This is a genomic window from Leptospira inadai serovar Lyme str. 10, from assembly GCF_000243675.2.
Lineage (GTDB): Bacteria > Spirochaetota > Leptospiria > Leptospirales > Leptospiraceae > Leptospira_B > Leptospira_B inadai.
Genome location: NZ_AHMM02000006.1, coordinates 47,874 through 67,297 on the forward strand (window position 1 = coordinate 47,874; position 19,424 = coordinate 67,297).

Annotated in this window: 14 protein-coding genes and 1 pseudogene; 12 read left to right on the top strand and 3 right to left on the bottom strand. The window is 46.2% G+C overall.

Annotated features, from left to right (window positions below; translation table 11 throughout):
- Nucleotides 1-8: 8 nt before the first annotated feature.
- The 12 genes and pseudogenes from LEP1GSC047_RS01015 to LEP1GSC047_RS01070 all read left to right on the top strand — a co-directional run.
- Nucleotides 9-584, top strand: a pseudogene (locus tag LEP1GSC047_RS01015) (TIGR04388 family protein); the annotation flags it as partial.
- Nucleotides 585-627: 43 nt separating this feature from the next.
- Nucleotides 628-3,711: a TIGR04388 family protein gene (locus tag LEP1GSC047_RS20955; protein WP_020988164.1), complete on the top strand. Its 3,084-nt coding sequence runs from the start codon at nt 628-630 to the stop codon at nt 3,709-3,711.
- Nucleotides 3,708-3,947, top strand: a complete 240-nt coding sequence (locus LEP1GSC047_RS01025) for a hypothetical protein (RefSeq protein WP_010412856.1) — start codon at nt 3,708-3,710, stop codon at nt 3,945-3,947. Before LEP1GSC047_RS20955 ends, LEP1GSC047_RS01025 begins: the two co-directional genes overlap by 4 nt.
- A gap of 231 nt (nt 3,948-4,178) precedes the next feature.
- Nucleotides 4,179-4,622: a TIGR04388 family protein gene (locus tag LEP1GSC047_RS01030; protein ID WP_010412852.1), complete on the top strand. Its 444-nt coding sequence runs from the start codon at nt 4,179-4,181 to the stop codon at nt 4,620-4,622.
- A gap of 61 nt (nt 4,623-4,683) precedes the next feature.
- On the top strand, nt 4,684-4,899 hold the full coding sequence (locus LEP1GSC047_RS01035; protein WP_010412850.1) for a hypothetical protein: 216 nt from the start codon (nt 4,684-4,686) through the stop codon (nt 4,897-4,899).
- Nucleotides 4,900-4,979: 80 nt separating this feature from the next.
- Nucleotides 4,980-5,777 (top strand): helix-turn-helix transcriptional regulator, encoded by a 798-nt coding sequence (locus tag LEP1GSC047_RS01040; protein WP_180993222.1) that lies wholly within the window; start codon nt 4,980-4,982, stop codon nt 5,775-5,777.
- Between the two features lie 85 nt (nt 5,778-5,862).
- Nucleotides 5,863-6,738 (top strand): M24 family metallopeptidase, encoded by an 876-nt coding sequence (locus LEP1GSC047_RS01045; RefSeq protein ID WP_010412844.1) that lies wholly within the window; start codon nt 5,863-5,865, stop codon nt 6,736-6,738.
- An 8-nt stretch (nt 6,739-6,746) separates the two neighbouring features.
- Entirely contained in the window at nt 6,747-7,985 is a 1,239-nt protein-coding gene (locus LEP1GSC047_RS01050) for an SMP-30/gluconolactonase/LRE family protein (RefSeq protein WP_010412839.1), read from the top strand.
- 270 nt (nt 7,986-8,255) lie between these two features.
- On the top strand, nt 8,256-8,636 hold the full coding sequence (locus LEP1GSC047_RS01055) for a DoxX family protein (protein WP_010412837.1): 381 nt from the start codon (nt 8,256-8,258) through the stop codon (nt 8,634-8,636).
- 517 nt (nt 8,637-9,153) lie between these two features.
- Complete coding sequence (locus tag LEP1GSC047_RS01060) at nt 9,154-9,396, top strand: hypothetical protein (RefSeq protein ID WP_010412834.1); 243 nt, start codon at nt 9,154-9,156, stop codon at nt 9,394-9,396.
- Nucleotides 9,386-9,661: a type II toxin-antitoxin system RelE family toxin gene (locus tag LEP1GSC047_RS01065; protein ID WP_010412830.1), complete on the top strand. Its 276-nt coding sequence runs from the start codon at nt 9,386-9,388 to the stop codon at nt 9,659-9,661. The genes LEP1GSC047_RS01060 and LEP1GSC047_RS01065 overlap by 11 nt, the downstream gene beginning before the upstream one ends.
- A 292-nt stretch (nt 9,662-9,953) precedes the next feature.
- Nucleotides 9,954-11,990 (top strand): hypothetical protein, encoded by a 2,037-nt coding sequence (locus LEP1GSC047_RS01070; protein WP_010412826.1) that lies wholly within the window; start codon nt 9,954-9,956, stop codon nt 11,988-11,990.
- A gap of 22 nt (nt 11,991-12,012) precedes the next feature.
- On the opposite strand, the gene LEP1GSC047_RS01075 is transcribed toward LEP1GSC047_RS01070, so the two are convergent.
- Genes LEP1GSC047_RS01075 through LEP1GSC047_RS01085 form a run of 3 tightly spaced genes read right to left on the bottom strand, consistent with a single transcriptional unit; the run spans nt 12,013 to nt 19,414 of the window.
- A complete protein-coding gene (locus LEP1GSC047_RS01075) occupies nt 12,013-13,788 on the bottom strand; it encodes a hypothetical protein (RefSeq protein ID WP_020988152.1) in 1,776 nt (591 codons plus the stop codon).
- A gap of 5 nt (nt 13,789-13,793) precedes the next feature.
- Complete coding sequence (locus LEP1GSC047_RS01080) at nt 13,794-17,465, bottom strand: hypothetical protein (RefSeq protein ID WP_010412821.1); 3,672 nt, start codon at nt 17,463-17,465, stop codon at nt 13,794-13,796.
- A gap of 8 nt (nt 17,466-17,473) precedes the next feature.
- The gene (locus tag LEP1GSC047_RS01085; RefSeq protein ID WP_010412818.1) at nt 17,474-19,414 is read right to left on the bottom strand and encodes a hypothetical protein; all 1,941 of its coding nucleotides are present in this window, start codon (nt 19,412-19,414) and stop codon (nt 17,474-17,476) included.
- Nucleotides 19,415-19,424: the final 10 nt, after the last annotated feature.

The following is a 19,424-nucleotide window of genomic DNA, read 5'->3' on the forward strand; positions in this document are numbered from 1 at the left end:
TAGAACAAATGAAATCAAAGCTAAAAAAACAGAGCGTGTTGGATGAGCGTGACGACGCGAACCCGAAGCAGCCCGGCCCGCAGGGCGCGGCCATACTCCTCCTTTTATCTTTCCTTACGTCATCCATCTTCTCGCCTTTACTCTCACTTAACGCCCTAAATACACTGAACGCGAAGAACGATGCGTCTTTCCAAGAAGAGGCGCAGGTGGCAGCGAGCTACGCAACGAATGTACAAAGCCTCGCAAAGACAATGCTACAAGGCGGGACCTTCCAATCCTGGGTGCAGGGGCAGATCCAGGATAAGGTCAACTCTGCGATGGCTCAAGCACTCGCAAACGCAACGGGAATGTCTCCGGACATGGCGGCTCAGTTAGTCAGTTGGTTTGAAAAAAACCAAGCGGAGAAAAAAGCAAAAGCCAAGGCGAGAACGGAGGAGATCACATCGGGACTCGTGACAGTGGCGAGTATCGCGTTATCATTCGTGGCGGGACCTGAAATGATGGCCGTGGGACAGGCGGTTCTGCAAGCGGCGCAAGGGTATCAAAACGGAGGAATGGAAGGAGCCCTCGTAGGGGCAGCGAGCCCGCGAGGGATGCGCAGGGCTTTAGTCCAACACGGGAGCACAAATGAAATCAAAGCTAAAAAAACAGATCGTGTTGGATGAGGGCGGCGGCGCGAACCCGAAGCAGCCCGGCCCGCAGGGCGCGGCCATACTCCTCCTTTTATCTTTCCTTACGTCATCCATCTTCTCGCCTTTACTCTCACTTAACGCCCTAAATACACTGAACGCGAAGAACGATGCGTCTTTCCAAGAAGAGGCGCAGGTGGCAGCGAGCTATGCAACGAATGTACAAAGCCTCGCAAAGACAATGCTACAAGGCGGGACCTTCCAATCCTGGGTGCAGGGGCAGATCCAGGATAAGGTCAACTGTGCGATGGCTCAAGCACTCGCAAACGCAACGGGAATGTCTCCGGACATGGCGGCTCAGTTAGTCAGTTGGTTTGAAAAAAATCAAGCGGAGAAAAAAGCAAAAGCCAAGGCGAGAACGGAGGAGATCACATCGGGACTCGTGACAGTGGCGAGTATCGCGTTATCATTCGTGGCGGGACCTGAAATGATGGCCGTGGGACAGGCGGTTCTGCAAGCGGCGCAAGGGTATCAAAACGGAGGAATGGAAGGAGCCCTCGTAGGGGCAGCGAGTGGAGCCGCAACGGCTTATGCGAGAGAGTTTGGAGTGAACGTGGGAGTATCGTATAGCTACTCGGGAGGGTTTGGAGGAACACTCGGATTAGGATCTTCTAAACTCAACGCGGGAGTTACATTTTCCCAACACGGAAGCACTTCGTTTAACGTGGGAGGGAGCTACGGAAATGTAAGCTATAACCCGCAATCAGGCTTTAGCGGAAGTGTGAACCTTACGCCTGGAGAGAATACCGGGGTCATGGTGAATGTTGCTCAGCATAGCGGACCTAGTTTAACAGTCCAGGAATCCAATGAGGCTTCGGGAATTGGAGGTTCCGTAACAATAGATGGTAAGGGAAATACCACAGTCGCGGCAACGTATAGAAATGCCACGGTCGTCTCAGCGACGGGGAATGTACACGATCCGAGTAGTTTCGGGAATCTGAAGGGGAATGAGAATTTTAATAGTGATCTGAATCAGAACCTGCTTTCCCAACACGGAAGCACTTCGTTTAACGTGGGAGGGAGCTACGGAAATGTAAGCTATAACCCGCAATCAGGCTTTAGCGGAAGTGTGAACCTTACGCCTGGAGAGAATACCGGGGTCATGGTGAATGTTGCTCAGCATAGCGGACCTAGTTTAACAGTCCAGGAATCCAATGAGGCTTCGGGAATTGGAGGTTCCGTAACAATAGATGGTAAGGGAAATACCACAGTCGCGGCAACGTATAGAAATGCCACGGTCGTCTCAGCGACGGGGAATGTACACGATCCGAGTAGTTTCGGGAATCTGAAGGGGAATGAGAATTTTAATAGTGATCTGAATCAGAACCTTGCCATGGGTAAGGCGGACGAGAATCTAAGGGCTGGGAATGCAGAGTTAGCAGCCGGTCGTAGTAAGATCGCAGAGACCGGCAATGAAGCTCAGAGAGAAATCTTAAACAATGAGAATGCGAGTGCACAGGATCAGCATGGTGTATTGGCTACTCTTGCTAGTGCCGGTGAATTTTTAACGGATCCTAGTTCTGCGTCTACTTGGTTAGGAAGGACCGCGCAGGATGTTGTGGGGAGTTTCCTGGGTAGCACGGGACTGGGAGCGAGTGATAGCAATGGGTTTATTGATAAAGACGGAAATTATCGTCAGAGGACTTGTTTTACCGCTGAGACTCTGATCAGAACAACGGATGGTTTAAAACGAATCGATCAGATACAGGTCGGAGACTTTGTATTATCGATCAATGAAAATACCGGGAAGGTATCGTATAAGAGAGTCACTCAATTATTCGTTCATGATGTGGGTTTAATCCACAAAGTAACATACGAGAACGGATCTACCCTGAATACGACCTGGAATCACCCATTTTACTTGAGAAGTACAGGTTGGACGGAAGTGAAGGATATTCGGTTAAACGAAAGATCCGTTACGATTGCAAGTATCCGTAATTCAGAGAAAGCTAAAGTTAATTCCAACTCAGGAGTATTACTCGGAGCCTCTCTTGCTTCATTAAATAAGCAAACATCAAATCAAGAGTATTCTACTTCTTGGAAGAATGAATACAGGGGCACTCTTGGAATCACGAAAGTAGAAGAAGTTTATACCAACACTAAGGTTTATAACTTCGAGGTAGAAGACAATCACACGTATTTTGTAGGTAAAGACGGAGTCTTAGTTCATAACTATTTACCAGAGTTTGCTGATCAGATTAATCAACGAGTGACCGAAATTAAAGGTGCGATTAACGATCCAGTTGGAACTGCAAAGGCCGTCGCCGAGAATCAATTTAGCAAAGAAGGTCTTCAAAGAACGGCCGTAGACGCATTGACACTGGGACAAGGTAGAAATATAGAAAATCTTGTAAATGCTACAGGTGTCAACGGAGAAGAAGCCGCAGCGAGAGCACATGCCAACTTCGTATTTGATGGTGTGTTAGGCGTAGCAACCGAAGGAGTAGGAAAAGTTCTTTCCAGCCTGCGTGGTTTAAGTGGCGCCGCCAAGGAAGTCTCTGCGGGTAGTAAGGCAACGGGACCTGCTGCAGCGGAAGAAGGTGGAGCGCTGAGGACCATTAAGGCTACTGAAGCGAGTCGGTTTACTGGCGCTGGAGATGCAACAACTAGTCCGTGGTTGAAGGACACTAGACCTGGAGTCGCAGAACACATTGGAAGTTTTCGAGATGGCGGATCGTTCTTAGTCCCGGAAAGTGCATATAAAGGATTTATCGAAGGAAAATCGCAAATAGGTCGATCTTCAGGCCAATTTATAACTACTAAAGCCGAAATGGATAGACTGCTTTTAAATACTGGGGGCGATACAGGGAAAATTAATAAAGCATTAGGTGTTAATTGGAATGAACCTTTATACAGAATAGATGTCCATAATCCATTATTACATAATGCCAGGTTACCAATTGGAATCGAAGGCGGTGCCAATAGTAAGTTTCGTTGGGGAGGTTATACTAGCGGTGGTAAACCTGAAGTCGTAATCGATCCCGTGAAAAAAGGACAATTTACAGCGAATAAAATACAATGAAAAGTGATTTGAAAACTATCTTTCAAGATGATGAACATTGGTATTTCATCAAAGTGGACGCTAATGGCGATTATTATTTGGTAACCTATTCAGGAGGCTTTGCAATGGAAACGGTAGTAATTAAGCTTTCTAACGAACAAGTGAATGATTTTATGAAAGAAAATAGTAGTTTATTGGGATTGGCTCAGGATCTGGCGAGAAACCCAGAAAACTATAATTTAATCAAAATTCCGTGATATTAACCGCGAGGGATGCGCAGGGCTTTAGTCCAACACGGATAGAACAAATGAAATCGAAGCTAAAAAAACGGATCGTGTTGGATGAGGGCGGCTGCCCGAACCCGAAGCAGCCCGGCCCGCAGGGCGCGGCCAAAATCCTTCGGTTATCAAATTGTCTTTTTTTGTGGACGATTTGTGTCGAATCCGCACGTTTAGACCTAACCTTTTCTTCCGTTATGGGTGGATCCAATGATCAACAAAGATACGAATCAAGTACGGCAATTTCAAACGAAGGAGAGATTTTCTTCCTTTACTCTTCTGCTTAGTTATCTTTGGGTCCTCTTTGCTCCGGTTTCCGTTCTCTATTCCCAGCCCGCGAATGTCCCGGATTTTATTGCTCCTCAACTTTCGAATCAAACTTTTAATCAGTACGTAAACCAGGCGAACCAAGCCCATTCCTTAGAAGTTTGGAATACGATCGTGAGCCAGGGCTTCGGGGTCTTTAAGGCGTCTTGGGAGAATCTGGCGAGCCAGGAAATCGCGGCCTTAGAAGCTAGCGTCCATTCGCAGTATGCGAATGATCCGGCGACTGCGGCGTATATCGATAAAATGATCGTGAGCCTCGCAAAAACTACAGTAGCAGATGAAAGTGTCAATATAGCGAACAACTACGGCAAGGATATCTTAAGATGAGAATAGTTTTAACTCCCCCGCGAGGGATGCGTAGGGCTTTAGTCCAACACGAGGAGAACAAATGAAATCAAAGCTAAAAAAACAGATCGTGTTGGATGAGGGCTGCTGCCCGAACCCGAAGCAGCCCGGCCCGCAGGGCGCGGCCATACTCCTCCTTTTATCTTTCCTTACGTCATCATTCTTCTCGCCTTTACTCTCACTTAACTCACAAAACGGAGGAATGGAAGGAGCCCTCGTAGGGGCAGCGAGTGGAGCCGCAACGGCTAACGCAGGATAGTTCGGGGTTCGGCTTTTCTGTTAGACGTTAATTCGAAGATTATTATGCCCAAAACGTGCGAAGAAGATTTGGAATCATAAATGGGCTTTCCTCGCAAAGACATCCTATATCTGTGGAACAGCCGCGTGATATTCGCAACGAATGCGATGCAGACCGATTTTCATGAACATTATGCAGCAACTTTGGCGATTTCGTTGAAATCGAATATCTGTATTGAGACCGACAAAGGAAAGGAAGAATATAGGGCTGCCTTGGTCGCACCGAATACTTATCATCGAACGGTTTCTCCCGGAGTGGAAATGGTATCTTTGCTCATCGATCCTGAAACGTACGAGTACGGAGCCATCTCCGAATTCGTAGGAGCAGGAAAGGTTAAGCGATTGGAAGTTTCCGCGTTTCTTCCTGTCATGGAGAGGTTGTGGGAATTATATTATGGAAATTTAAATGATTCTCAAGCTTGGGAACTCCATCTTGACTTATTGCAATGCGTGTGTCCTTTTCGAAAATTGGAAAAGAACATGGACGAAAGAGTCAAAAAGATCGCGAATAAAATTCGAACGGAATTGCCGGACAGCATCCGGATGAAAGAGATAGGCAAGGACTTTTCGATTTCCGAAGATCGATTGATTCGTCTCTTCAAGGAAAATTTGGGAATTCCTCTCAGAAGATATTTACTATGGGTCCGGGTCATGAGTACGGTGAAACTTTTAAAGGAAGGAAAAAATCTCACCGAAGCCGCGCACTTTGCCGGATTTTCGGACTCTGCACATTTTACCCGCACGTTTAAGGAGAATTTCGGATTCGTGCCCTCTTTTTTTTTCGGTAATTTAAAATCGATCGAAGTCCGATTCTGCGAATCGCCAGGCTTTGGCTCCTAAAAATTTTCTAAAATACCGGAATCGTTCAATTCAAACAACGTAGGTTCTGCTAATCTCTTTTCCAGTCGAACTTAGAGAAGAACATATGCCAGTACGAATAGAAAAAGGATTCTTGTCCAGATTATCCTCCAGGATTTCGCGATACCGCTCCGAATCGATCAAGACTCCGAGTGAAGAAGAGAAGGAAGGTTTTCGAAAAGCCCAAAGGCTTGCCTATCGATGCGTTACCGAGATCGAAAAGGAAATGCAGGAAGGATGGACGGAGATCCAAACCGTAAAACGTATGGATACTTTTTTAAGAGATCATGGAGTAAGGATATTTTTGCACCGGCCTTTTGCCTGGTTCGGAGAGCATGCAAGATTTGACGGTTTTAAACGGTACACTCAGTTCCATCCGAGTAAAAAAAGATTAACCGCAAGCGAGTCCTTTATCTTGGATGTTTCTCCCGTAGCGGACGGATACATCGGAGATATAGGTTATTCGTCCTCTTTGGGCGAACATACGGAATTGAATTCCGGAATGGAATATCTTCTGAAACTTCGAAAAGAAATTCCCGGATACTTCACCTCTTCTCTGAGCGCGTCGGAGATTTGGTGGAAAATCGATCGCGAAGCCAAGCAGAAGGGTTTTGATAACGTGCACTCGTTATATCCGTTCGCGGTTTTAGGACATCGAATCTATAAAGTAAATTTTCCTAATATATCCTTTCCTTTATTGCCGATCAGCTTTGCCAGTTGGTTTAGTCTTCAGGGGTCCTACGAATTTTTGAGCCATAAGGTCTTACCGGAACTTCTAACTCCCGATCATGAAGGGGATAAAACAGGCTTATGGGCAATCGAACCTCACCTCGGGAAAGGCAAGACCGGCTTTAAGTTCGAAGAAATCCTAGTGGTGGAAAAAGAGAGAGCCTACTGGCTGGATGAAGATGTTCCTCATGTAAAGAAAATCAGGAAATTGTAAGAAGTAGAATGAATATAAATCATAATATTATTATATGTATCCTTATTTCGTGCGTAATCGGCTGTAATCCCGAAAAAATCAAAATAGGAGGAGCGTATCGGTTGGGAGATATTCCCGCGAATATCCTAGAAGTAGAGACAAAGCAGGATCCGTTTTTGAACGGCTTGAAAGTGGAAATGACCGATCTTCCCGGTCACGACGATTTGATTTTTGACTCGCAAAAGAAACTAGGGTATGCATCGGGTATGGACGGTTGGATCTGGAAATTGGACTGGGTTGAGAGGAAGTCTTCCCGATGGTTGCGTCTCCCCGTAAATCCCGCCGGCATGCAATATTCCGACAATAGCAAGAACAAGATTTTGGCCTGCGCCTCTAGATTAGGGGGAGAGTCCTACGAAGAAACCGACCGGGTCGGTCTCTATGAGGTTGAGATCGCTACCAAGAAATTAAATCCTTTGGTATTGGATCTCCCGATAACGGAAAAAGAAGAATTCGAAAAAGTTTATGCATCCTCCGAAAGACGGCCTATTTTGTTAAGAGACCTAACTTCCGCCAACTCCAGACCGTTTTCTCTTTGCAATGATCTTGCCGTATCCGCGGATGGAAATCGCATCTATATCACCGAACCGTTCGAAAGAACGGAAGCCTCCATGGGGAGCGGCGCGGTACCGGAAGCGATCGGCCTGTATCCTCACGGGAAACTTTGGATGTACGATCGAAAAGCGGGATCTATCTCACTGGTCTTAAACGGATTCACTTTCGTAGACGGAATCCTTTTGGAGGAAAATCCGTCGGGGATAGAGGAGTCGGTTATTTTTACGGAGACTTCCAAATTTAGAATTCTAAGGGCTTTTATCTCAGGTAAGAACGAAGGAAAATCGGAAGTTCTCTTTGAAAACTTGCCCGGTTTAGCGGATGGACTCGAACGGGATGCGGAAGGACGGATCTGGACAGGAATCATTAAGCGAAGATCCGGTCTTATCAACTTTGTTCATGGTAATCCCTGGATGAAGTCCGTCCTCCTCTCTCTTCCGCAATGGCTTTTGCCGATCTCTAAAAAAACGGGCTTTCTCGTTCTGGACTCGAAAGCAAAGAAGGCTTTATATTACTCTTTGCATGACGGCTCCAAGATTCGGGATATTTCCGTCGCTGTTCCCATCGAAGGAAGAGTCTATTTTCCTTCTTTCGATCGATCCTCAAGAGGATTGTATTCTCTTGCGATCTCCGAGTTGAGACTGAGGGAATGAAACGCCCTTTAAACGAAATTATTTTTCAGAATGATTGATTAGGAAGAATATTAAATTTATTTAATATTATTAAAGTTCTTGCCTGGCATAAGGCCGAGAAATTCCGGCTTTAATGCGAGGAAAGTCGGAAAAATAAGGCGTATTCGAATATTCGGTGTGATTTGCGGGAGAAAGTATTAACCTATGTTAATGACAATCCTAAGAAAGTTCAGGAAGATTATTGAAACCGTTGAAACCACTTTCACATGTGAGAATTAAATGGAGAAAAATATGGAATTAATTGTGCTGTTAGCGCGAATTCTTTTCGGTGCTATTTTTATTGTTGCGGGGCCGGGACATTTCTCTTCGGAAAGGATAGCCCATGCCGCGCAACTAGGAGTCCCGCTCGCTTCTATCATGGTTCCTCTTTCGGGTATGATCGCCTTTCTTGGGGGTTTGAGCATTGTTTCGGGGTTTAAGGCAACCTGGGGTGCCTGGTTAATCGTGTTATTTCTCGTACCAGTCACGGTTATGATGCATCAGTTTTGGAACGCCACGGATCCCACGGTTATCCGTGTTCAACAAGCAATGTTTATGAAGAATCTTGCGATGCTAGGCGGAGCTTTGCTAATTACTCATTTCGGATCGGGACCGTTCAGTTTGAAAGAGTGAGTTTCTGCCCATTCAATAAAGGCGGAATTCGACAGGTTTGAATATTAGAGAGAGTAAAAATAATCTTTCCTAATATTCAAACTTATAATTCTAAAATACGGCGCTGATGCGATGGCTAAATATTAGGGGGTTGTAAATAGTCGCTCGAACTTTAAGGGCACTATCTGCAATTCCAGCTTTAAATATTTTTCTATTCAAAAAGTATAAAACTTAGAAATAGATATGATGAGAGTCCGTACTTATTTTTTTTAAAGATTTAGCGAATTCTTAATCGAAAGCCACAATTCTCGCTTTTAACACTTTGCTAGGGCAGCGGACGGCATCGCCATAATCCTTGATATTTTTTGGTCACAATCTTAATCGGTTAGGAGAGCTTTTCTTTTTATCTTTAAATGTGCGAAATATTCAGAACGTTATCCCTATGCTTTTGCTATTTAATTAGAACTTTTATCTAAAAATGAGACTTGACGATTGAATTATATTGCTATAATCTGAATAAAAATGCAGGTTTTATCGTATGTCTAAAACGATTACTTTGCGTATTGAAGATTCAATTTATGATATATTCAAAAAAGCGGCGGAAGGGGAGAGGCGCACTATTTCAAATTTCGTTGAAAATGCCGCAATCCAATACTTGGCGAATGAGTTTTATGCTTCTGATGAAGAGATGGATGAAATTCTTTCGGATAAACAGCTTATTACATCTTTGAAAAAGGGGCTTAAAGAAGCAACTCAAGGAAAATATAAAGTTGTCCGCTGAATATAGAATTGCGGAAACCGAATTATTTCAAAGTAAGCTTAAAGATCGCCAATTCTCTCATCTTCAAAAAAAATTGACGGATTACGCATACCCCATTCTAAAAAAGAATCCATTTTTTGGGCCGAATATCAAAAAGCTGAAAGGCGAGTTTGACGGTCTCTATAGATACCGTATTGGTAAGTATCGTTTATTCTATTTGATTAAAGATAGCGAACTATTAGTCATCTTCGTCGATATTGATAAGCGAAAAGACGGCTACAGGTAAAAGCGATCGCCTCGCACAACTACGTAGCTTCCGTTCCACTAAGGCTCGTTCGCTCCAAGTTTCGTCACATTCTGCTTTGTAACTCGCCTCGCGTGCGTCGAATTCCGAAGCTACTCTTAATAATGTCCTGAAAGTTTCGCATAATTCTCTTTTTTGACTTGATTTCAACACGTATATTGATTTTATTCTCGTGGCTTAAAGTCGATCTCCGATTTCCATTATCGGTGAGACTTGAGTCATGGAAGAGGCTTCGCGGACATGGAGTCTTTCGTTTATTATTGGTTAGGATAAAATGAGCCGTACGTTAAATGTAATTTTTTCTCCCACAGATTCTCAAGGAAACTCTATCATCTATGTCCCCAACCAATCGGGAGATCTGGTATCCTCTGGCGAAACATTCCAGATTCAGCTCGTGAATACTAGCGGGCAAGCTATCCTGTTAAAAAAGGGAGATCCCGTTGGTGATCAGGCGATCCCCCCTAATTCTTTTTTACTCGGCATATTCCTTCCGGAAGTTTTTACTACCTCCGATTTGGACGCGATTGCGGTTAGCCCTCAGGAGAATTGGAAGATAAAATGCTTTTCGGATGACGGAATCTACTTAATGCTCGCCCCGGTTTCGGATACAAGTATTCCGGCAAATGGAAGTCTTACGCTAAAACTTTCAGGATTCAAAACTTCCTCTCCTCGTCAGATTCCTCAACCCTTGAATCTTAACTTGTATAATTTGGATGCGTCTTTTGTCGGCGATGGAATCTATTCAACGCAAGCCGAAATACTCCAGGTGCCAAAGCAGGGGAACAAGGATTTGATTTTAATCGCAAATGCCGAAAATTCCCCGATCGTCTATTTGACTCCCTCCGATGCGCCGGTAAATAATACAAACTCCGTCAGTTTCTATTTGACCAATCGGGATCCTAATGCGGCTCAAATACCGGCCACGGCGAACGTCTCCTATATTAGGATTTCCTTTGATACCGGACAGGATTTGGGAGATTTGACCGGCGCTGCCGATGCGGAACTCGCAAATATTTCGCTGATACGGGAATACCAGAATTTATTTTCCCTTTCCGTGGAAAGAATTCGGAACATTCCCACCTGGAAATTTACCGCAAGTACGGACGTTTTTCTCAACGGAGGGAGCAATGATCGTTTAGAATTCCAGCTGGATAATCTAGTCAGTCATATCCAACCCGGGATCGCGAATGTTTATTTAGAGTTTTTTAATGTACCAGGATTTAACGACGGTTATGCGACTTTCTCCCTACAAAAAGAACTCCCTGCCGCGGTGATTAGCGCCTTTTTTATCTCGCCGTCGCAGCTTGCTTACGGGGATTCCATCACGCTGCAATGGCAGACACAAGGAGCCGGATATTGTACCTTAAGTACGAATATCGGCAGTCTTTCGGATCAGAACGGCCAAACGATCCAAGCCTATCAGACTTTTCCTGCAATGGAATCGGGCCTGAAAGTCACCCCTGTTTTGCCTCAATTACAAAAATATAATTCACCTATTTTGTTCTCGGTCGAAATTTCCGCGTTTACGCAAGACGGGCGTAGTAATAATAAGCAGGAGGGTGTTTTGATCGAACCTGTGGCCTGCTCGTTGGCGTCTTCCGTGACCGGTCCGATTAAAGTAGGAGATTCGGTTCAGTTAAGTTGGAGTTCTCAATTCGCCCATTCTCTTTCGATCGATCAGGGGATCGGAAATGTAGCCGCGAGCGGTTCAGTTAACGTTTCTCCTTCGCATGACACGACATATACGCTCACTGCTCAGGGATTATACGGTCCGATCACTTCTGCGGTTACCGTGAAGGTGCAATCCGTTAAGATTAACCTTTTTCAGGCGAATGTGTCCAGCGCCAAAATCGGCGATCCGATCGGCTTCTTATGGGATACGGAATTCGCGACCACCCTCGATATTAACGGAATCCAATTGCCGTCCGGTAAAGGAAGCATCGACCTTTTCTTAAGTCGTTCGACCGAAGTCTTCACTTTAACCTGTAACGGGGGAAATGGTCCTGTCTCTCAATCCATTTCCATAACGGCAACGGATGGAGTCGAGATCACTAGCGTCGGAGGTTTATGGGAATCGAATAAATTTTATTTTGAAGAAGCGAAAGCGGTTTTCAATTGGACAACACTTCGCGCCGTTTCTTGCCAAGTCACCGTTAACGGGGGAGTGGTCTCCACTGCGCTTTCGGGAAGCGCTTCCGTAGGCGCAGGGAATGGCGACTCCCCGCAAAGCACTACATTCGTTGTGACAGCGCAAGGGCCGGGAGGTCCCGTTTCCCAAGCTTACACCGTGGTCCCGCCGTACGGCGTTTGAATCGATTTCTCTCTCTCGCTACTTACATTGCGCCCGTGGCCTCAACATCGAAGGACTGCGTTAGCGATGTCCCGTCTTTTCCTTGGCAGACTAAGGTGAAGGTTTGGTAACTGTTTATGGGAAAATCGGCAGATCCCGAATTGGCTACTTTAGATCCGTTCAGAGTTACCGAGATTGCGAAGGCTACGTCCCAACTAATCGTAACGGGTTCCCCGATTCCAACAACGTATGCGCTGGGCCTAAAATAGTTGATCACTAAGACGTCTACGGTTACGACTACGGAAGAAGTTACCGTGCGCAATCCGGTGGCCGTTAAGGTGTATTGAGTCGTATTTTTGGGGGAGACGACAATATCTCCCGAGTCTTTGACGGTACCGATTCCCGGATCGATCGTCAACGTCCTTGCATTTTGGGATGTCCAGCTTAGCGTGACGGAGGTCCCGGGCGGAACCGGATTCAGGTTGGAAGCCGAGAGATTGCAGCCGGGCGGAAGAATTTGGATGCCTAATTCTTTACTGCTACTTCTTCCATCTAAGCTAAACGCATGCAATGAAATGGAAAAGACGATCCCTCCGGAAGCCGGAATCACTGCAGGCGGAACAGGGATGATTTTTATCCCCGACTCGAGAGTCGGAAAGGATTGAAAGGCCGGGATTATCTGGTTATTTTCGTCAAGCAGACTTCCGGTGGCCGCTTCCAAGGTGCAATAAGAAGCTCCTTCCGTTTCCCATTGCAACACGATTTCAGTACCCCCGACAATCGCGTACGACGAAGCGAAAAAGCCGGTAATAATCGCCTCGGGATATTCCTTTGTCAATGTAAAATCGGAATAACCGTCGTTGTATCCAGGAATATTATAATATTCTATATAACATTTCGCGATTCCGGGCGATAGATGAGTGACCAGCTTCTGGATATCGAATTCGATCCTATCGTTACTTCCACCGTTTAGAAAAACATCGGTTGCCGCGGTAAACTTCCAGGTAGGAATTTGACCGATGCGTTCGAAATTTAACGTAAAGCCGTTTTCGTACGCTCGTTGGATATTTACGGTTATTCCTTCCAAATCCGCGGCTTCGGCTATATCCCCCATCCCATTGCCGGTATCGAAGGAAATTCTAATATACGTTTGGTTCGCTTTAGCCGGAATCGCGTTGAGCGAGCGACCCGAATTCAGAATATAAAAATTGATACTATTCTCGCTGTTTGCGGTATTCCCGCCCGGAGTGATAAAGACTATGTTCCCGTCGATCGTTCTCGATTCGATGCTAAGATCCTTATTTCCTTTTTTCGGGACCTGTTGGATGAATATGTCGAAGTCGTATTCTCCGGTACCTACGGCCGAAGCGTCCACGTTCAATACGTTGATCGCAAGTTTTTGCGGAATTTGCCTCGGAGCGGCGACAAAACCGATTAAAGTGAGCGAGATGACTCCTCCGGCCGGGAGCGTCGAATCACTGGCAGGGCAAATTACTAGGTAATTCCCGTCGTCCGTAAACGACTTTAGCTTCCAGTTCGCCGGGGAATTCAATCGGATGGAAGGAAGGGAATCCGCTCCGATGCTCTCCGGTAGATAGACGACGAGCAGGGAAGCCGCTCCCGAAGTTTGTCCGTCGGGTACGGGCTCGCCGCCTTTCAGCGAAATCGGTGCACTTCCGTTATTCGTAATTGTTAAGGTAAAATAATTTTCGGCAGAAACGGACTCACCGTCCGCATTCGGAACGTATAATATTCCGTTCTGATTCGAGTCCACGGGCGATAAGGAAAGCGCTAGGCGGTTAGTTGCAGTGATAGTCATAAAGTTTATTCTCCATTAGAATTTTGTTTCGGGTCGGCAGCTTTTATTTTTAGCCATCCTTCTCTAAATAGCAGGGTACCGGAAAAATTCGTTTCAGTGTGGACTTTCTCGATCGGCGAAAAATTTTGCCAGGAGCCGGATTCCTTTTCCACCCAGGCCCAGTCCGTTCCGGCTATAAGCGGTATAGGGACTTGAAGATGGTCCGATGGAGTCAAAACGGGCGCCGTTTGAAACGTTACGCTCATCTTTTCCAACGCCGGTGCATAATGATATCTCGGGATATCGATTCTTTTTTGAGGAACGATTCCTGTTGTTGCGTGAATCGGTGCCCTCGGGTCGACGAGAAGTAAAACCGTTATAGGATCCTCCGCCGGATCCGGTTTAAGGGTGATCGTCGTTTCCGAAGGGATGGTGATCGTCGAATCGGAGCCGTCGGTATGCGAGGAGTAGAAAACGGAGAAATCCGTTTTGCCGTCTTTTTCAGGATAAAAGCCGAGTAATCCGTCTTGGTATTGTAAGGCGCTTCCTAATCTAAGAGGAAAGGTAACTTGGGTAAAGCTCGCAACGTCGCTTTGGTTCTGATCGCTAATATTATAATGTAGCGAGGCCCAGCTTTGATTTTGAATCGGATTTCCTTTTAATTCCATCTTTAATTTCGCCCGCACGACGGCGATCGGCCGACCGATGAATTGAATTAAGCTCGTAGTCTCGCTATAGTTCTGCGGCTCTATGAATTGCAGGGATTTGTCCAGTGTGCTTATGAACGATTCCAGAAAGGATTCGTCTCTATTTAGAATACTAGATACGAATTCCAGAATATGCGAATTTTTGAATACTTGATTCATCTTTTGCGAAAAATCCGCATCCTGAACTCGTATCGTTGTTATGGGATCCCTGCCCGGGGCGCTTTCGAAAAAAATGCCGCTGCCATCGTAAGCTGCGATCGACCCTAACGGGTTTCCGTCTTGGTCGTATATAACCAGACTTCCATCCAGATAGTTCGGCAGGATCCAGCCATGGATCGGTGAGTTGATACTGTTCATTTCTTCCGAGTCGTCGTACGTCGATAACCAACGAAACAATAATCTCGCGGGCTGAACGAAACGCGGAGGAAGGAAAGCGGGATAAATATCGTTTTGAACGGAAAGGCTGCGGGAGGCTACCGTAGGCGGGGTGTCATAATCCCGGTATTGACCGAAAGCGTCGATCACCCTAAGCTTCTGGATGCGTCCAAGCCCGCATCGGATCGGGTTAAAGTTGATTTCCGGCAGAGGATTGGCATCGTTCGTCCCACCGACAAAGTCCCGTATTTTTTGGTTGAATGTCCTTTCGAGTCCGCGCGCCAGAGGATCATTTATCTGAAATTGCATTTCTTGGGATTGCATACCCAACGCTTCGTTGAATCCGGAAAGCGCCTGCGACAAAACCGGAATATTCACGGCCTGTTCGAGGATCTTCTGAACGATCGGGTTGGAGGAATACTTTTGATAGTCACTAACCCGATCTTTCAAATTCTTAATCGCTTGGGGAGTCAGTATCGTAGCGCCGGTATAGTTTTGTTCCTGCCCCAATCCTTCTCCGCCGTACTTTAAATCCGTTTCTCCGTCGGGAAGTTTACAATTCTTTTGAATGAAATCGGGGATATAGTTGGGCAGCGCGACTCCTTGAGCGACCGTTTCAATCGTCTGATACGGCCGGAATGCAAAATTCCATTGGAGTAGAATCGGATGCCAAGGACGATCCCATGTATTAAATTGTAATGGGGAAGGTACCACGCCTGACGTACTATGATTCTTGTAAAATGAATCCGATCCACTCGAGTCGAATTCGCTTCGTAATTGTTTTAAGATGTCCGAGATGGAAGATGCTTCGCTCGCTTTCAGAACGACTCCCCATTGACTTTTATCCAAATAATACGATTCGGAGAGAACTAGGTTGGGTAAATTTCCTAAAGGAAGATTGGAAATGTCGGAGTACTTGGGCAATTGGCCGGATGCAACCGCATATGATTTTGCCGAAAAGCCGAACTGGAATGTCGTGATCGTTTGCGAGTCGAGTCGGCAGAGCAATTTACCGGTTTCGGAAAACGCACCGTCGAATCCGTACCGACCCGAGGGTTGAAGATCTTTACCGGAAATTAATACTATCGGATCATTGGGTTTGTAAAATCGCGGGGCTTCGATCGCCTTTAGGGAATACTGCTTTCCGATCTCATCCGTAATTTTTTGCGAAAGGGACCGGATTTCGGAAGTAAGCGCGGAGAGATTCCCGTTCAGAACTTGAAACTGCGACTGGTCGCCGGTATTCGCTTCGATGAATTGTCTTATATCATTCGAACTTACCGGAGGCGGGTTCCCGGTTGCAGGATACAAAGACGCAATGAACTTATACCAATCCGCAAATACCTGTTTTTTTATGGAAAGGATCTGTGCGGAATTTTGGTCCGCTTGTATTTGATATCGATTTAATTGATTGAGATCTTTAGAGACTTGCTCCGATAATCCGGTTGCGTCTTCGGTTTTAGGGTCGGCAGGAACGACGGTCCATACTGTTTCCGTCTGTTTAGTTCCGAAAAAGCTTTTATGCAATACTCGTTCCAGTTCCGCCATTGCTCCAACGTCGGTTAATTTATCCAAATATCCGATTTGTAAAGCCTCGATGAAACGTTCCAACTGGCTCCGACTCAACTCCGGTATTTGGATCAGGCCGGAAAGAAGGCTGGCTAATCCTTCCGAGTTCGTATTGGCAAGAGCGACCTGAGTCGCGCTCAAATCCGTTTTGGAACTTATGTAATTCGTCGACGGATTCCATTTTACGTCTCCTAACATTCCGACGCATACCATCCGGGAAATGGAATCGATCTGGGTTTTTTCGGGGAGTTCCCAATGGAAGGCGTCTAACGTTTTAGCAAGATCGCCGGAAGAATGAATAGGATCATTATTTTGATCGCTGTACCATCCAATGACCGCATAACTGATCGAATAACTCTCCGGGTTAAAATTGACCTGATCGGCGAATGTATCCTGAAATCCGAATACGGTTTTACAATTCGGATAGTACGAGGCGAACCTAGGCTCCCCGTATCCGATCGCTGTAAGAGGAGTTAATCTTTCTATATTCGGGTCCGGACTTTCGGACCATTTTTCCAATTCGATCGCTCTTCCCATATATCGAAACGGCGGGTTCGTTTGAGAGAAGGTGAAATTGCCGTCTTTATTGAAAGGAATATTCGTATGATCGTAGTACGTATTTGCGTCCGTCGATAGGAAATCGGATTCTACGATCCAGGATTTTTGCGTCGTTTGCGACCCGTCTCCATCCAGGCTCGTTAGTATTCTCGTGACCATCCATCGATTCGGTACATTCGGAAACTGAATCGATTCGGCGCCCGTGTCCTTATTTTTTATCTGCATTCCCTGCGTGAGTGCATCCGGTAGAGCCCAATGAAGATGAACGCCTATTTTTAACGGCAGGCTTTCGGTTTGAAACGGTTTGTTTACGAACAGATCACTAAGGTTCGGTCCTTGCGGTCCACCCATATACGGTAATGTTACGAAGTTCGCAGTCGCCGGTGCGGTAAGCGAAGCCCGCTGTTCCGAATCTTCCTTCCCTACGCACATCGCATCCAAATCGACCGGGACGAGTAAAAAAGAGGAGGTATTATTTGTCTGGGCCATCGATCGTATCACTCCTGTGTTTTGAGAAAGCTGATCTTATCTACGCCTTCCACCATCTGCATCGCGAATTGAGCGGAAGTAAGCTGATCGGCGGTGACGTTCAATTTTTGCGCTATTTCGTTCGCAAGAAGGTCTATATTTAGAACGCCGTCATGATCCCGGAAAGGAATATTATTTAAAATTAAAGTAGTTTCCAAATCTCCGTTCGGATCCCTGAGTTCCTTGCTGAAGGTCTGATCGAAATCCAATCCGAAATGAACTCCCTCCGAAGGAAGTTGGATATCCACTTGAAGTAATTCTCCCGCAAAAAGGCAAAGTATCACGTCCTTAGAAAGATGATCCATGCGCAGGCAGGTGAGCTGGTCGGTCGCTAGATTGTTTGCATCTTTCTGCGGAGTGGCGTAACCTCTGATTTCGAGATTGGGCCAGCCTGCAACTGCGGACGATCTCAGGAGTACTCCTGCGATTTTTTGAGGAACTAGAGGAGAAGGATTCGTACCGGGGGATGATTTCCTGACGGTCAACGAGGTTTGCGCGGCGGATTGACGAATCGAACTCGCAGTTTTTTGGTCGCTTGCAAGATCTCCCGCAGTAGAGCGGCCGATACTAAATGCTCCGTCGATTAAGGAATCCACCCAATTGGTATCCAGTTCGAAAAAACGAATCGATTCCATCGGAAGCATTCGCTCGTCCGGTACGAGATAGGAAAAGGGGACTCCGATTAATAGGGAGAGTTTTCCCAACCAATCGTTTATGATATCCTGCCAATCGGATCCGCTTGCCGCATCGGAGGCTGCGAAGGATGGATCTCCGAAAAGTCGGCTGATCAAAGCTTTTTCCGCCGCTAAAATATCCTGTCGTTTTTGGGAAAGTTTCCAACGGTAGAGCGCCATAGAAAAGGAACGGCTTTGCAATCCTAAGAGTCGACCTAACTCCCATGCGGCCGAATAGGACAGGGTAAAGACTCCATTATTAGAATCGTATAAAGTCAGTTCGTCGGAAGTGGATGCAGGAAAAGTCATCGTTATAGGAACCGAATAGGGAACAAGCGGCCCTCGATACCAGGACACGGTCTTATCCCCTTGTCGTAAGCGGTGGGGCAGAGGTAGATGGCCCGACTTTACCATGTTTTGAGCGATCATAGAAAGCCCAGGGAGGTCCGGCAAGCGCGGCGTTGAAGGATTTCGATTCAGATTGGATACTAAATGCTTGAACGTAAATTGTTCCGACTCGGCAGAAAAACTCCACTTGCTCAAAAGAACAAGAGTAACATTTCCCGTCGAATCCGGAGCGTAGCGGGAGTTTATTACAGGATCATAATATCCTTCCAAAGAAACGAGATATGCAGTGCTAACCGAACCGGGTTTTCCGATGCGGTTTCCTACTACTACGGCAAATTCTCCGGGCCCGTCCTCCGTCGCAGTGGCCTTATCCGAAGTTTCGACGAGTCGGACGTGCGTGAGTCGGTTTATTTCGCTTTCCAGAGGAATAATCGAATCCAAGATTTTTCTCGAGATGCTGAGAGTTTGACACGAATCCGAAGCGCTGTCTCCCGATTCCAGCGGCCATCCCAGGTTTCCGATCGTCACCGTATCCGTTTTCACTTGTGAGAATTCGGAGGAATCGATTAAGAGTACGGCGAGCCAGGGAGTACCGCTGGTTTCCGTCCCTGCAGTTCTTTCCCAAGGTAAGGTGGACTTGGAAATCACGATATGTGGTAAACAATTGGAAAAGTCTCCGAAACTTCCGTCCGGAGGAAAGCAAGCGACAATCTCTTCGGACGCGATCTTGAATCGTTCTCCTCTAACCGATAGAGTCTTGGTTTCGGAAAACGAGTCCGTGTCTCCGAAGCCCAGATCGACTTGGTGTTGTATTTGGATCGTGTAATCACCAGATTTTAAATCCGGGCGATGATACTGTATAAATTCCGCTGTTCTGTTATCTGACATGAGTTCTCTC